The 14,087-nt window shown below is 68.6% G+C and carries 13 protein-coding genes; 2 read left to right on the top strand and 11 right to left on the bottom strand.

The window, feature by feature from the left end; translation table 11 throughout:
* Window positions 1-130: 130 nt before the first annotated feature.
* The 8 genes from HDA30_RS03305 to HDA30_RS03270 form a co-directional block, all read right to left on the bottom strand.
* Entirely contained in the window at window positions 131-808 is a 678-nt protein-coding gene (locus tag HDA30_RS03305) for a methionine ABC transporter permease (protein WP_184241091.1), read from the bottom strand.
* Window positions 805-1,854: a methionine ABC transporter ATP-binding protein gene (locus HDA30_RS03300; RefSeq protein WP_158495809.1), complete on the bottom strand. Its 1,050-nt coding sequence runs from the start codon at window positions 1,852-1,854 to the stop codon at window positions 805-807. The genes HDA30_RS03305 and HDA30_RS03300 overlap by 4 nt, the downstream gene beginning before the upstream one ends.
* 3 nt (window positions 1,855-1,857) lie before the next feature.
* Window positions 1,858-2,772: a MetQ/NlpA family ABC transporter substrate-binding protein gene (locus tag HDA30_RS03295; RefSeq protein WP_288817822.1), complete on the bottom strand. Its 915-nt coding sequence runs from the start codon at window positions 2,770-2,772 to the stop codon at window positions 1,858-1,860.
* A gap of 528 nt (window positions 2,773-3,300) precedes the next feature.
* Entirely contained in the window at window positions 3,301-4,272 is a 972-nt protein-coding gene (nrdF, locus tag HDA30_RS03290) for a class 1b ribonucleoside-diphosphate reductase subunit beta (protein WP_184241090.1), read from the bottom strand.
* Between the two features lie 628 nt (window positions 4,273-4,900).
* Window positions 4,901-7,069, bottom strand: coding sequence for a class 1b ribonucleoside-diphosphate reductase subunit alpha (nrdE, locus tag HDA30_RS03285; protein WP_184241089.1), 2,169 nt, complete (start codon window positions 7,067-7,069; stop codon window positions 4,901-4,903).
* Window positions 7,066-7,536 carry a class Ib ribonucleoside-diphosphate reductase assembly flavoprotein NrdI gene (nrdI, locus tag HDA30_RS03280; RefSeq protein ID WP_158495806.1) on the bottom strand — a complete coding sequence of 157 codons (471 nt, stop codon included), beginning with the start codon at window positions 7,534-7,536 and terminating at the stop codon, window positions 7,066-7,068. The genes nrdE and nrdI overlap by 4 nt, the downstream gene beginning before the upstream one ends.
* Window positions 7,537-7,552: 16 nt before the next feature.
* Window positions 7,553-7,798, bottom strand: a complete 246-nt coding sequence (nrdH, locus tag HDA30_RS03275; RefSeq protein WP_158495805.1) for a glutaredoxin-like protein NrdH — start codon at window positions 7,796-7,798, stop codon at window positions 7,553-7,555.
* 372 nt (window positions 7,799-8,170) lie between these two features.
* A complete protein-coding gene (locus tag HDA30_RS03270) occupies window positions 8,171-8,671 on the bottom strand; it encodes a class F sortase (protein WP_158495804.1) in 501 nt (166 codons plus the stop codon).
* On the opposite strand from HDA30_RS03270, the gene HDA30_RS03265 reads away from it, so the two are divergent.
* The gene (locus HDA30_RS03265; RefSeq protein WP_158495803.1) at window positions 8,637-8,924 is read left to right on the top strand and encodes a hypothetical protein; all 288 of its coding nucleotides are present in this window, start codon (window positions 8,637-8,639) and stop codon (window positions 8,922-8,924) included. The genes HDA30_RS03270 and HDA30_RS03265 overlap by 35 nt on opposite strands.
* Before the next feature lie 314 nt (window positions 8,925-9,238).
* Here the strand turns inward: HDA30_RS03265 and HDA30_RS03260 are convergent, their stop codons facing one another.
* Together HDA30_RS03260 and HDA30_RS03255 are read right to left on the bottom strand one after the other, a co-directional pair.
* A complete protein-coding gene (locus tag HDA30_RS03260) occupies window positions 9,239-10,333 on the bottom strand; it encodes an Ig-like domain-containing protein (protein ID WP_184241088.1) in 1,095 nt (364 codons plus the stop codon).
* A gap of 364 nt (window positions 10,334-10,697) precedes the next feature.
* Window positions 10,698-11,747, bottom strand: coding sequence for a DUF305 domain-containing protein (locus HDA30_RS03255; protein ID WP_158495800.1), 1,050 nt, complete (start codon window positions 11,745-11,747; stop codon window positions 10,698-10,700).
* 185 nt (window positions 11,748-11,932) lie between these two features.
* Between HDA30_RS03255 and HDA30_RS03250 the strand changes: the two genes are divergently transcribed.
* On the top strand, window positions 11,933-13,174 hold the full coding sequence (locus HDA30_RS03250) for an MFS transporter (RefSeq protein WP_343059288.1): 1,242 nt from the start codon (window positions 11,933-11,935) through the stop codon (window positions 13,172-13,174).
* Here the strand turns inward: HDA30_RS03250 and HDA30_RS03245 are convergent.
* A complete protein-coding gene (locus HDA30_RS03245) occupies window positions 13,162-14,079 on the bottom strand; it encodes a LysR family transcriptional regulator (RefSeq protein ID WP_184241087.1) in 918 nt (305 codons plus the stop codon). The genes HDA30_RS03250 and HDA30_RS03245 overlap by 13 nt on opposite strands.
* Window positions 14,080-14,087 lie beyond the last annotated feature (8 nt).

Here is a 14,087-nt window from a genome sequence, read left to right as displayed (position 1 = left end):
CCGGCGCCGCGGTCGGGACGGCGTCGCCATCGAGCGACCGGTCACGACGGCGAACGACGAAAGGGGACCGGGTCTGCCCCGATCCCCTTTCTCGCCTGCTCGCCTCAGGCCGCGCGCGGCACGTGTGCGCTCAGCGCCGCATGACCTTGCGCGCGGTGAAGTTGCCCAGGATCTGCAGGGCCTGGACGAACACGATCACGACGATCACGGCGAGCCACGTCACCTCGGGGCGGAAACGGTTGTACCCCTCGGTGATCGCGAAGTTGCCGATGCCGCCGCCGCCGATGATGCCGGCCAGAGCCGACATGTCCACCAGCGCGATGATGACGAACGTGTACCCGAGGATCAACGGGCCCAGGGCCTCGGGCAGCACGACCGTCCCGATGATCCGCATGCGGGAGGCGCCCATGGCCCGGGCGGCCTCGATGACGCCCCGGTCCACCGAGACGAGGTTCTGCTCGACGATGCGGGCGATCGCGAACGTCGAGGCCCAGATCATGCAGAACACGACGGCGGTGTTGCCGATGCCAGAGCCCACGACCTTGATGGTCAGCGGCTGCAGCGCCGCGATGAGGATGACGAACGGGATCGGGCGGATCAGGTTCACCACGAAGTTCATGGCGTGGTAGATCAGCTTGTTCTCGAAGATGCCGCCGGCTCGCGTCGTGTAGAGCACCAACGCGATGAGCAGGCCGATGGCCCCACCGATGAGGAACGACCAGAACACCATGTAGAGGGTGTCGCCCATGGCCGTGATGAGCTCGGGGCCGTAGTAGCCCCAGTCCAGGTTCTTCAGGCCCTCGATCATGCGGCCACCTCCTTGAGAGCGCCCGCCGCGCCCAGGTTCTCGATGAATCGCTGCACGGACTGCTCATCGCCGTTCAGCGCAACGGTGAGCACTCCGTACGACGAGTCCTTCGTCGCGGACATCCCGCCGTGAACGATCTCGAACTCGACGCCGTAGCCGGCGGCGTGGCCCAGGACCCGGCCGACGGCCGCGGAGTCCTTGAGCGAGACCGTGACCAGCCGCCCCCCGGTCCGGGCTCGGATGCGGGCCGCCTCCTCCCGGTTCGGCCGGTCTTTCAGGGCCGTCGCGACGAACGAGGCGGCCCCCTCGGCGTGCTCGGGGTTGGAGAACAGGTCATAGACGGGCCCGGACTCGACGATGCGGCCGGAATCCATCACAGCGACGCGGTCGGCGATCGACCGGATGACCTCCATCTCATGCGTGATGGCCACGATCGTGACCCCCAGCTCCTCGTTCACGCGGCGCAGCACGGAGAGAACCTCGCCGGTGGTGGAGGGGTCGAGGGCGGAGGTCGCCTCGTCGGCGAGCAGCACCTCCGGTTCCGCCGCCAGTGCGCGGGCGATGCCCACACGCTGCTTCTGCCCGCCGGAGAGCTGCTCCGGGTAGTGGCGGGCCTTGTCGGCGAGCCCGACGAAGTCCAGCAGCTCAGCCACCCGAGCCTTGCGTGTGGCCCGCGGCCACCCCGCCGTGGCGAGGGCGTAGTTCACGTTCCCGGCCACAGTGCGGCTGGTCATCAGATTGAACTGCTGGAACACCATGCCGATGCGAGTGCGCAACGGTCGCAGCTTCGCCTCGGACAGGTGGGAGACCTGCTGGCCCAGCACCGTCACGGTGCCGGAGGTGGGCTTCTCCAGGCCGTTGATCATGCGGATCAGCGTGGACTTGCCGGCCCCGGAGAACCCGATGACGCCGAACACCTCGCCGCGATGCACGGTGAGGCTGACGTCGTCGACGGCCCTGACGACCCGACCCTTGCCGCCGAACTCACGGCTGACGGAGTCGAAGACGATGACGGGCTCGCCGGCGGCTGTGTGGGCTGCTGCCATGGATCAGTTCCCTTCCGCGGCGATCGCGTCCTGGTACTTCGTCAGCACGTCCTTGATCTCCTTCTCGGAGAGCTCGACAGCCACCGACGTGTCCTTGCTGAGCTTTGCCGACTCGGCCAGCACGGCCTCGTCGTGGTACAGCGCCGCGACCTTCTTGTAGGTCTCGTTGTCCTTGTCCTTCGTGCGCACGGCGAAACCGTTGACGAAGGGGCGAGCGGCCTCGTCCTTCGGGTCGTCCTCGGTGAGGGCGGTCTTCGGGTCCAGGCCCGCGTCGGCCGAGTACGTGTTGTTGATGACGGCGCCGGCCACCGACTCCAGGGCGTTGACGGTCTGCTCCGCGGAGACGGCCTGGACCTTCACCGTCGAGGCGGCTTCGTCGACGTCGCGGATCTCCGGGCGCAGCGACTCGGACTTCAGCGTGATCAGGCCGGCGTTCGCGAGCACGTTCAGGGCACGGCCCTGGTTCACGGTGTCGTTCGGCACGGCGACCGTGTCGCCCTTCTCGAACTCCTCGACGGACTGACGCTTCTTGGAGTAGAGCGGAAGCGGGATGATCTCGGTGGTGCCGATCATCGTCAGGTCCTCACCGGAGGCCTCGTTGTAGTCGGCAAGGTAAGCGATGTGCTGGAACCAGTTCAGGTCCACGTCGTTGTTGGTCAACGCCGGGTTCGGCTGCGTGTAGTCGGTGAAGGCGACGAGCTTCACCTCGATGCCGTGCTTCTGCTTGGCGACCTCGACGAGCTTGCGGTGCACTTCGTTCTCGTTGACGACGCCAACGCGCACGGTGTTGCCGCCACCCTTACCGTCGTCCGCCTGCGAGTTGCAGGCGGTCAGGGCGAACGCGCCGACGGCGGCCAGGGACAGGCCGCCGAACGAGCGACGGGTCAGGGCGGAGGCGGAAGAGGGAATGTGGGACACGACGGTCTCCTTCGGCTGCGGGCGACGCCGGGCACGCCACGGGTGGGCGGGGCGTCGGGGGCATGTGCGGGGCGGGGTCCGGGCACGGCGGCGAGGCAGGGCGTGCCGGTGCCGGAGCAGGTGGGCCTGGGAACAGGCCCGAGAGTCCTTTCGCCGTTGCTCTTGCCCGAGCTCCAATCGTCGGCTGCGCCCTGCAGACGGGGCCGACGGAGTCAGGCCGCTTCTCGGTCCTCTACCACCCGTGAAGCATGGGGTTGGCGAGCGGCTCGTTGTCGGACCACGTGGTCCCGGGTTCCGGGACCGAAGCCGCTTCTCTGGAAGCTGGTGCCCAGCATAGCCGGGCAGTGGCAGCGGCGTGTCACACTGCGACATTCAGCGCCGCCCGGTCGACGGCGGGCCCGGGCTGGCGCCCGGACGTCGTCGGAGGCGTTAGGAGCGCGAGGAGGCGAAGGACACACGCACGCACACGGCCGGCCCCTCCCCCGCGGGAGTGAGCCGGCCGGTGATCCGACGCTCATGTGAGCGGGATCAGAAGTCCCAGTCCTCGTCCTCGGTGTTCTCGGCCGTGCCGATGACGTACGAGGAGCCGGAACCGGAGAAGAAGTCGTGGTTCTCGTCCGAGTTCGGGGACAGCGCCGAGAGGATGGCGGGGTTCACGTTGGCCGTCTCCGACGGGAACATCGCCTCATAGCCCAGGTTCATCAGGGCCTTGTTGGCGTTGTAGTGCAGGAACTTCTTGACGTCCTCGGCCAGACCCACCGGGTCGTAGAGGGCGTGGGTGTACTCGGCTTCGTTCTCGTAGAGCTCGAAGAGCAACTCGAAGGTGAAGGCCTTCAGCTCCTCACGGCGCTCCTCCGGCAGGTTCTCGAGGTTCCGCTGGTACTTGTAACCGATGTAGTAGCCGTGCACGGCCTCGTCGCGGATGATCAGGCGGATCAGGTCGGCCGTGTTCGTCAGGCGGGCGTGGCTGGACAGGTACATCGGCCAGTAGAAGCCGGAGTAGAACAGGAAGGACTCGAGCAGCGTCGAGGCGATCTTCTTCTTCAGCGGGTCCTCGCCGTCGTACCGCTCGACGATGAGCTGGGCCTTGCGCTGCAGGTTCACGTTTTCGCGCGACCAGCGGAACGCCTCGTCGATCTCCTTGGTGGAGGCCAGGGTGGAGAAGATCGAGGAGTAGGACTTCGCGTGCACCGACTCCATGAACGCGATGTTCGTGTAGACGGCCTCCTCGTGCGGGGTCATGGAGTCCGGGATCAGCGAGACGGCGCCGACGGTGCCCTGGATGGTGTCCAGCAGGGTCAGGCCGGTGAACACGCGCATCGAGAGCAGGCGTTCCTCGTCGGTGAGGTTGTTCCACGACTGAATGTCGTTGGACAGCGGCACCTTTTCCGGCAGCCAGAAGTTGTTCGTGAGGCGGTTCCACACCTCGACGTCCTTCTCGTCCTGGATGCGGTTCCAGTTGATGGCCTCGACGAGGTGGTTCTGGGAAGTCTCAGACACGGCAGTCCAATCACGAGAAGCGGGGCATTGCGGATGCGCGGTGCCGGCCGGGAGCGTGCCGGGTCCCCTGGCTGAGGCGAGGGGCGGCCTCCGCGCGGATGACGGCCAGTCTAGATCGGGGCATCGACGGAATCGAGAACCCCTGCGGGCGGCCGGCCAGTGGGGCTTGTCTCCCCCGCCACCGGGAATAAGAGCGGGCGCTCCGCGTCCACGGTGATGGCGGTGGCGCTGCGCGTCGGCGCCGAGAACATCTGGACAAGACTCCCCCGCGACCTCGACCCCGTGATCAGCATGTGCACCGCAGTGGACTCAAGCGACGGGGCTGGCCGGATCGGCCCGGCTCAGCCCGATGCCGTCCGTTTCCGCTGATGGACCCGCCCCGGGGGCGAGCGGTGAACATACGCCGTGCAGTCTGGCCCCGGACAGGCGGTTGCGTCAGCGGGGCCAGCTCCACTCGTCGACATGCGCGCGAACCGCCTCGCGCCCATGTCCTATTCGAGGATCTTGCCCCGGCGCTCGGCCGTCGCCCTCAGCGCGGTCGCGCCGGCACAGAACCGGAGGCCCCTCGCTCAGCCCGTGTGGGCTGAGCGAGGGGCCTCCGACTCGACGCGAAAGGGGCGGGCCCGGCTCAGAGCATGCAGCTCACGCAGCCCTCGACCTCGGTGCCCTCGAGGGCGAGCTGACGCAGGCGGATGTAGTAGATCGTCTTGATCCCCTTCTTCCACGCGTAGATCTGCGCCTTGTTCAGGTCACGCGTGGTGGCGGTGTCCTTGAAGAACAGCGTCAGGGACAGGCCCTGGTCCACGTGCTGGGTCGCGGCCGCGTAGGTGTCGATGATCTTCTCGTAGCCGATCTCGTACGCGTCCTCGTAGTACTCGAGGTTCTCGTTCGTCAGGTACGGCGCCGGGTAGTAGACGCGACCGAGCTTGCCCTCCTTGCGGATCTCGATCTTCGAGGCCACCGGGTGGATCGAGGAGGTCGAGTTGTTGATGTAGGAGATCGAGCCCGTCGGCGGCACCGCCTGCAGGTTCCGGTTGAAGATGCCGTGCTCCATCACCGAGGCCTTGAGCTCACGCCAGTCGTCCTGGGTGGGCAGGGTGATCCCGGCGTCCGCGAAGAGCGCGGCGACGCGCTCGGTGGCCGGCTTCCACTCCTGTTCGGTGTACTTGTCGAAGAACACGCCGGAGGCGTAGTCCGAACGCTCGAACCCGCCGAAGCGCTGGTTCCGCTCGATCGCCAGGCGGTTCGAGGCCCGCAGCGCGTGGTACAGCACCGCGTAGAAGTACATGTTCGTGAAGTCGATGCCTTCCTCGGACCCGTAGTGGATGTGCTCGCGGGCGAGGTAGCCGTGCAGGTTCATCTGGCCCAGGCCGATCGCGTGGGACGCATCGTTGCCCTTCGCGATGGACGGCACGGACTCGATGTTCGACATGGTCGACACGGCGGTCAGGCCGCGGATCGCGGTCTCGATCGACAGGCCGAAGTCCGGCGAGTCCATCGTCTTGGCGATGTTCATCGAGCCGAGGTTGCAGGAGATGTCCTCACCCACGTGCTCGTAGGTGAGGTCCTCGTGGAACTCCGAGGCTTCGGAGACCTGGAGGATCTCGGAGCACAGGTTGGACATCGTGATCCGGCCGTCGATCGGGTTGGCGGCGTTCACGGTGTCCTCGAACACCACGTACGGGTAGCCGGACTCGAACTGGATCTCGGCGAGGGTCTGGAAGAACTCGCGCGCGTTGATCTTGGTCTTCTTGATCCGCGCGTCGTCGACCATCTCGTAGTACTTCTCCGTCACCGAGATCTCGGTGAAGGCCTTGCCGTAGACCCGTTCCACGTCGTAGGGCGAGAACAGGTACATGTCCTCGTTGCGCTTGGCCAGCTGGAAGGTGATGTCCGGGATGACGACGCCCAGCGAGAGGGTCTTGATGCGGATCTTCTCGTCCGCGTTCTCGCGCTTGGTGTCGAGGAAACGGTGGATGTCCGGGTGGTGCGCGTGCAGGTACACGGCGCCGGCCCCCTGGCGCGCGCCCAGCTGGTTCGCGTAGGAGAAGGAGTCCTCGAGCAGCTTCATCACGGGGATGACGCCGGAGGACTGGTTCTCGATCTGCTTGATCGGGGCGCCGTGCTCGCGGATGTTCGTCAGCGACAGGGCGACGCCGCCGCCACGCTTGGACAGCTGCAGGGCGGAGTTGATGCCGCGGGCGATCGACTCCATGTTGTCCTCGATGCGCAGCAGGAAGCAGGAGACCAGCTCGCCGCGCTGTTTCTTGCCGGCGTTCAGGAACGTCGGGGTGGCCGGCTGAAAACGGCCGCCGACGATCTCGTCGACCAGGTGTTCGGCCAGCGTGGTGTCGCCCTCGGCCAGGTGCAGGGCCACGACGGCGACGCGGTCCTCGTAGCGCTCGAGGTAGCGCTTGCCGTCGAACGTCTTCAGCGCGTAGGAGGTGTAGAACTTGAACGCGCCCAGGAAGGTCGGGAAGCGGAACTTGGCCTTGTACGCGCGGTCGAAGAGCGAGCGGATGAACTCGAACGGGTACTGGTCGAACGTCTCGCGCTCGTAGTAGTCGTTCTCCCACAGGTACGTCAGCTTCTCTTCGAGGTCGTGGAAGAAGACGGTGTTGTTGTTGACGTGCTGCAGGAAATACTGCCGGGCGGCGGCGCGATCGGCCTCGAACTGGATCTTCCCGTCCGCCGAGTACAGGTTCAGCATGGCGTTGAGCTCGTGGTAGCCCAGGCCCTGCCATTCGGGCGGCAGGTGCTTGGCCTGCTGGTTCAGCTCGTGTTCGGTGACGGTCATCTCCACAATCCTTCCAGTCCTTCACGGACCCGGAGCACGTCGTCGGGCGTGCCCATCAGTTCGAACTTGTACATCAGGGGCACCTGGCATTTGCGGGCGATGATGTACCCGGCCAGGCAATAGCCCTCGTTGAAGTTGGTGTTGCCGGAGGCGATCACGCCTCGGATCAACTCGCGGTTGCCCGCGACGTTGAGGAACTTGATGACCTGCTTCGGCACGGCCCCGTTCCCGTCTCCCCCGCCGTAGGTGGGGGTGAGCAGCACGTAGGGCTCGGTGGCCTGCAGGGTCCGATCCTTCGTCAGCAGGGGAAGACGCGCGGCCTCGCCGTCGGGGAGGCCGAGCTTGCCGACGAAGCGGTCGGTGTACCCGGAGGCGGAGGAGAAGTAGATCAGCCGCGCGGCCGTCGGTCTCAGGCCCTGGGCCTCGGCCGAGCGGATGTGCTGCGGGTCAGCGGTGACCGCCGTCAACGACTCCCCCGGACGCTCAGGCGACGGAGCTCGCGGCGGCGTCAGCGAGCTGGGCGATCTTGTCCGGGCGGAATCCCGACCAGGAGTCGGACTCGGTCATCACGACGGGAGCCTGCATGTAGCCGAGGGCACGCACGCGCTCAAGGGCCTCCGGGTCCTGGGACATGTCCACGGACTTGTAGGCGATGCCCCGCTTGTCCAGGGCGCGGTAGGTGGCGTTGCACTGGACGCAGGCCGGCTTGGTGTACACGGTGACGGTCATCTGGAGTTCCCCTAAACACTCGTTCGGCCCGCCCTCTCGGGCGCAGACCGCCCCTCGCGGCAGCGTCGCAAGGGGTGTTCTCTTCGTTCGGCGTCGATACTACATCTGGTGACCGATTGGGGCGAGCATCCCTAGATGTAGTGCTTACACACATGTCATTCGGTGTTCACACTGTCTCCACACCCCGTCCACACGCCCCGCACCGCAGCTCTGGCGCGACCATGCCGATCACCGCCCCGCCAACGCGCTCTGTCCACAGGCGCGGCAGAGGCCCCGCGCACATGTGCACAGGGCCTCGGGGTCATCTGGAGCCCGGCGCGTCTCGGCGTGTCCGGCGCGGCCGACCACTACATGTGGGCGGGACGTCGGACTTCAGCTCACCCGGGTGGCCTGCACCACCCAGTTGTTGGCCACATCGGGGCCGAAGCCGGTCTGCGAGCCCAGATCGCACGTAATGAGCGTGACCTTCCGCCCCGGCTCGTCGAGCTCCCACGCCCAGCGGTGCTCGGGCTCGCCCGTCAGGGCGCCCTTGTCGACCGAGACGGCGTCCTTGTCCACCTCGAACACGGCCGTCGTGCCGTCGTCGTAGGAGATCTCGACTCGGTCACCCGCCTTGAGGCGCTCGAGGTTGTAGAAGAGGTCCTTGCCGCCGTCACGGTTGGTGACGTGCGCGGCGAGCACACCAGGGTGGGACGACAGCTCGCCGGGCGTGGTGCCCCACTGCGGCGGCCCGTACCAGCCGACGGTCATCTCCTCGGGGAAGATCACGCCGTCCTCGTTGGTCTGCGTGGGCACGATCTTCCCGCCGATCACCTGCTCCTGACCGCGATAGGCGGCGATGAAGGTCGGGGCCGCCTCGATCTGCTCGGGCATCTCCGACGCGGCAGCGGACGAAGAGGACGCGGGAGTGGAGGACGAGGAGGCAGCTGCCGTGGCCGATGCGTCCTCCGACGTCGACGCCGCAGCGCCGCCGGAATCCCCGGCAGCGCCCGCCCCGTCCGCGCTTTTGCCCGCCTCGGTGGGGTTCTGCTCGGCCGAGTCCGATGCGCCGGAGGTCGACTCGCTCGCACTCGAGCCCGCGGACCTCGGCTCCGGCGAGGACGGGCCGGCCGAGGGCGGGGCCTGAATGGGAGCCGGTTCCTCCTCGGCACAGGCCGTGAGCCCGCCCAGACCCAGTGCGAGGCACAGGGCTGCCGTCGTCGTCGTTCGTCGTGCGCTGGCCCTGACTGCCTCGATGCTCATCTCGGTTCGGTTCCTTCGTGTCCGTCGCGCCGATGCGCGATACTCACGTTCTCTGGAGTGTGCCACGCTGCGCGGCCCGTCCCACCACGTCAGACCCCGGCCGCAGGACAGAAGACAGAGAACGGGCGGCCCGCCCCGCAGGACGAGCCGCCCGCGCGATGCGTCGGCGCAGCGACGCATCGTCGATGATCGCGGTGATCAGCGGGTCCGCGCTGCGCGACGCGCGGCCACGCCGGCGACACCGGCCGCACCCAAGGCGCCGACGCCCAGCAGCCACGGCGAGGTCGGCGCGGCGCCGGTCTCGACCTTCTCCGGCACCTCGTGCTCGTCGCCGTCCTCGGCCGGGGTGTCCTCGGACGGCTTCTCGTCCTCCGCCGGGACCTCGTCCTCCACGGGCACCTCATCCGCACCCAGCTCCTCGGCGGGCACGGTGATCCACTGCCAGTCCGCCGGCAGGGGGTTGCCGTCCAGATCCTTGCCCGTGATCACGTAGTTGTCGGAAAGGCCGCCCAGCTCCAGGCCCTCAGCGGAGGAGATCGCGTCGACGAGCACGACCTTGCGCACCAGGTCACCGTCCTCGTTGACGTACTCGAAGGTGAGCGTATCGACACCCGTGAAACCCGGCTCCGGGGTATAGACGTACTGCGCGTTCGTGCCTTCCTCCTTCTCGACGCTGCCGTGGGCAGGGCCCGCGACGACCTCGACGCCCTCATCAGCCACAGCGACCCCCACCGGCGCGCCGTCCTCGCTGACACGCCAGCCCGAGGGCACCATGCCACGAGCGGCATCGTCACCGCAGCCGCGGAAGGAATCCGGCCCCTGGTCCTCGCCCTGCTCCGCCGACTGCGCGACCAGCACATGGGAGGCCTCGATCTTGCCGTCCACGAGCACCTCGACGGTCAGCTTCGCCGGCTGATCCTGTGCCCCGGCACCGATGACGGCGTCGTAGACGTCCGCGCCCTTGAGCGACACAGCGCCACCGCTCACGGTGAAGTCGATCGGGACGTCGACGATCGTGCCGTCGTCATAGCTGCCGCGCACCTCGATGCGATCCTCGGCGATGCCGCCGTCCTTCTGAAGGGCACTGAGAACGAAGAAGTTCTCCGCCCCATCCGAGAAGGGCCCGTCCGTCGTGGCGTTAGTGCCCGCGAAGCAGCCCCACACGTCCGAGCTGCCAGTGTACTGCGGCGCAGGTTCGACGGCCGAGGCGCCGGCGGCGGTGCCGACGGCCAGCAGAGCGGAGCCCGTCAGGGCGAGGGAGAAACGGGAGAAGGTCGAGGTCTTCATGGTCATGATGCGGCTTCCTCAATCTCGTGTCGAAATCATTCGAAGGTGCGCGCGCCGCGTGTCACGACGCTCCGCGAAGATGTTTCAGATCCGAAGATCCCCTCTTTCACCATCTGTGCCCCAGGCTACGTTCAGCCATCATTCGACAGAAGAAGAATTCGATATCGGTGCGCTCACGATCCGGTCTCAGAACCGCCACGCTCGGGTGAACACCACACGAACACACGGCCGCCAGATCCCCTCGCACACGCACACGGGCGGCCCCTCTGCGGAGAGGGGCCGCCCGTGTGCGTTCGACCCGAGGACACCGCGGCGCCCAGCGCACAGGCCGCGACGTCGACCGTGGACGTCCTGCTGTGACCGCTCTCGGTCAGCGCGACGGGGACGGCGCGGCCGAGTCTCCCGAGGGCGACGGGGTGGCGGGCGACTGCTCCGAGTCGGGCGAGGACGAGCTGTCGGACTGACCGCCGTCGTCGCCGTTCTCTCCCCGGGTCTCGGCCGAGTCCGCGTCCTCGGGCTTGTCACCGTCGTCGGGGCTGTCATCGCCGTCGGTCTGCCCGACCTGGTCGTTCCCGTCGAGGCGCTGGTTGAGCTTCCTCTGCCAGTTCTCGTCGGTGTTGTCGATGGACTTCGGCGCGTTCTCCGGCACGTCCTTGTCGAAGCTGCCTCCGCTGACGACCTTGTCATCGCCGAGCTGGGACTGCATGTCCTCGATGTCCTGCTTGTACTTGTCCCGCAACTGCTTGGCCCGGGTCTTCGCTTCGTCGTCTTCGCCTTCGTCGACCTCGGTGCCGGCGATCATCACGGCGCCGTAGTGCAGGCGCTGCATCTGCAGCAGGTAGATGCGCCCGGCGTCCTCCCCCTCGGCGGTCTCGAGCGCCTGACGCTCCTCCGAGGTCAGCAGGCCGCTGCGGCGGTCCTCAGCGGCGTCCTGCGCCGCGGCCATGGCCTCCTCATCCGCGGACGGCCCCGCGGCCGCAGCCCCCGGGCCGGCGCTCGCACTGGGGGTCGCCTCAGCCGACTGCTCGGCCTCCTCAGTCGACTCCACACCCCAGTCCTCGAGCATGCCCGTGAGCTCATCAACGACGCCCGGGTGATGGTCCACGATGTCCTGGGCGACGCGGCGAGCGTCCTCGTCCACGTCCTCCTTGTCCAGCAGAATCCGCGAGTACTCGACGGCCTGCTGGTGATTGCGGATCATCCCGCTGGCGAACGCGATGTCCTTGCCGCGGTCAGCGGACGAGGACTCGGAGGGCTTGAGAATCACGCCGTCGGCGTAGGTGCTCGGATCGGCCTCGTCGATGGTGCCGCCCTTGTTCGCGGTGCACCCGGTGAGTCCGAGCGAGAGGATCAGCGCGGCCGATCCCGTCACGGTGCCCCAGCGACGACGCGACGCAGACAACGGGCGGGTGCACGACATGGCGGTTCGTTCCTCTCAGGGTGGGACGGCCCGCGCGCACGCACGGGACCGGCGAACGGGGCGCGACGAAACGCCCCGGTACAGGGAAACGGTACGCGCTCCGGCGCGCCAGGCGCCAAACCATCGCCCGCCCCGGGCGAGTCCGGGCGTCCGCCGGTGCCGGCCCGGTGCCCTACGGTAAACACGTGAGACACCGCTGCGACCACACGGTCGGCCCGGAGGCCCGACTGCGCCGTGCCCGCATCGCCGGCTCCGTATTCTTCCTGACCAACGGCGCCCTGATGGCGTGCCTGTTGCCGCGCCTGCCCGAAGTGAAGGCCGCACTCGGCGTCAGCGACGGCGCCTTCGGCCTCGCCCTGGCCGCCGTGCCCGTCGGCGCGCTGACCGCCGGATCAGCGGCCCCCGCGCTGATCCGCCGCATGGGCGAGGCGCGACTGGCGGCCGTTGGGACCGCCGTCATGGCCCTTGCGGTGCTGGCCGCTGGCCTCTGTCCCCTCGTCGCGGCCCCGTGGCCACGTCCGACGGGCGTGGTCAGCTTCGCTGCGGCCCTGTTCGTCGTGGGTGTGGCCGACTCTCTCGTGGACGTCGCGCAGAACGCGCACGCATTGCGCGTGCAGCGGGCATTCGGCCGGTCGATCATCTCGACGATGCACGCCGTGTGGTCCCTCGGAGCCGTGGCGGGCGGCCTGGTGGCGGCCGCGTCGATCGCCGTCGGACTTCCGCTGGGCTGGCAGCTGACGCTGAGCGGAACGCTGTTGACGGCCCTGGCCGCGTGGGCCTGCGCCGGCGCGCTGCCGAACTCTGGCGAGCGCGACGCCGAATCGGACTCCGCCGACGAGACAGCGACGTCCACACGCACCAGACCTTCGGCGAGAACCCTCCTGCTGCTGGCCGCCTTCGGCCTGCTGACGGTGTGCGGCGCCGTGGGAGAGGACCTGGCGAACTCGTGGTCCGCCCTCTACCTGCACCGGGACCTGGGCGCGGACGCCTCTCTGGCGGCCCTCGGGTTCACGCTCGTCGTGGCGGCGCAGTTCCTCGGGCGCCTGCTGGGCGACCGACAGATCGACCGGCTCGGGCCGCGGGCGGTGCTGCGCTGCGGCGGCGCGGTGCTGACGCTGGGCATGAGCCTCGCGCTGCTGGTGCCCTCGATCCCGACGACGCTGCTGGGCTTCACGGCCGTCGGCTACGGCGTGGCCACCCTCGTCCCGGTGGCCATGCACCAGGCGGACGAGCTGCCCGGCCTGGCACCGGGCGTCGGGCTGACGGCGGTGGCCTGGCTGATGCGGTTCGGGTTCCTGGCCGCTCCCCCGCTCGTGGGCGCCCTCGCTGATGCGGCCGGCCTGGCCGCGGGCCTGTGGGTGCTGCCCGCAGCGGGTCTGGTGGTGCTCATCGCCGCGAGCGCCGTGCGCGCGCCTCAGTCGAGATAGCGGCGACGCACGAACCCCTGCAGCCGGGCGGCCATCGCGGCGATCTGCTCGGCGGCGTAGTGGTCGGGCCGCCAGGCCGCGTGCAGGGTGACGGAGAGCGGGCCGTCGCCAGTGGTGATGCGCAGCGGCACCAGGTCGAAGGCCGGGTCCTCCGTGACGACCGCCGCGCCGGCGCCGGTCGCCACAAGAGCTTGGGCGACGCGGCCGGAGTTCGCCTCGGTGACGGCGCACGGGCCCAAACCGGCAACCTCGAAGGCGCCGTCGAGCACACGGCGGGCTTTGAAACTGCGTGCCGGCAGGGTGAGGGGCTCTTCGGCCAGCTCGGTGAGCGCGACCGCCCCATCGGCGTCGGCCCGCGGCGCCCACCGGTGCCCCGGGGCCACGTAGGCCCACACAGGCAGCATGGCCAGCGGCAGTGAGGCGACGTCGTCGTGCGGGGCGGAGGGCATCACGACGAGGTCGTGGTGACGCACCGCGTCGATGAGCGAGTCGTCGAGCTGGGTTTCGGCCACGCGCGCCCTCGGATCGTCGCGGCCGAGGGTCGCGACGAACGGGATGACCACGTCGATGAGGGTGGTGCCGGGCGAGGCCAGGCTGAACTCGGTGAGCCGGCCGGCGGCGAGGATCCGCACCGCCGAGGCGGCGGCCCGGTGCTGCTGCAGCAGCTGCTCGGCGATCTCTCGAAAGGCCGCGCCGGTGGGGGTCAGGACCAGACGGCCCGCGGAACGGTCGAACAGTTCGAGACCGCTCTGGCGTTCCAGCCGCTGCAGCTGCCGGCTCAGCGCCGGCTGCACGACGCCCAGCACGCGGGCGGCCTCGGAGACCGAGCCGACCTCGGCCACGGCAGCGAAGGAGCGCAGCAGGCCGGGGTCGAGGAGTCCGTCGGAGGTTATCGCGCCGCTCATGCCGGCCA

This window comes from Micrococcus cohnii (assembly GCF_014205175.1).
Classification (GTDB): domain Bacteria; phylum Actinomycetota; class Actinomycetes; order Actinomycetales; family Micrococcaceae; genus Micrococcus; species Micrococcus cohnii.
This window is presented reverse-complemented; position numbering and strand designations above follow the sequence as displayed.

Bases quoted from the DNA above. Each gene is read 5' to 3' on its own strand.
- HDA30_RS03260 (WP_184241088.1), bottom strand. From the start codon at position 10,333: ATGACCATGAAGACCTCGACCTTCTCCCGTTTCTCCCTCGCCCTGACG.
- HDA30_RS03305 (WP_184241091.1), bottom strand. From the start codon at position 808: ATGATCGAGGGCCTGAAGAACCTGGACTGGGGCTACTACGGCCCCGAG.
- HDA30_RS03245 (WP_184241087.1), bottom strand. From the start codon at position 14,079: ATGAGCGGCGCGATAACCTCCGACGGACTCCTCGACCCCGGCCTGCTG.
- nrdE (WP_184241089.1), bottom strand. From the start codon at position 7,069: ATGACCGTCACCGAACACGAGCTGAACCAGCAGGCCAAGCACCTGCCG.
- HDA30_RS03255 (WP_158495800.1), bottom strand. From the start codon at position 11,747: ATGTCGTGCACCCGCCCGTTGTCTGCGTCGCGTCGTCGCTGGGGCACC.
- HDA30_RS03270 (WP_158495804.1), bottom strand. From the start codon at position 8,671: ATGCCCGAGCAGATCGAGGCGGCCCCGACCTTCATCGCCGCCTATCGC.
- nrdH (WP_158495805.1), bottom strand. From the start codon at position 7,798: ATGACCGTCACCGTGTACACCAAGCCGGCCTGCGTCCAGTGCAACGCC.
- HDA30_RS03300 (WP_158495809.1), bottom strand. From the start codon at position 1,854: ATGGCAGCAGCCCACACAGCCGCCGGCGAGCCCGTCATCGTCTTCGAC.
- HDA30_RS03265 (WP_158495803.1), top strand. From the start codon at position 8,637: ATGAAGGTCGGGGCCGCCTCGATCTGCTCGGGCATCTCCGACGCGGCA.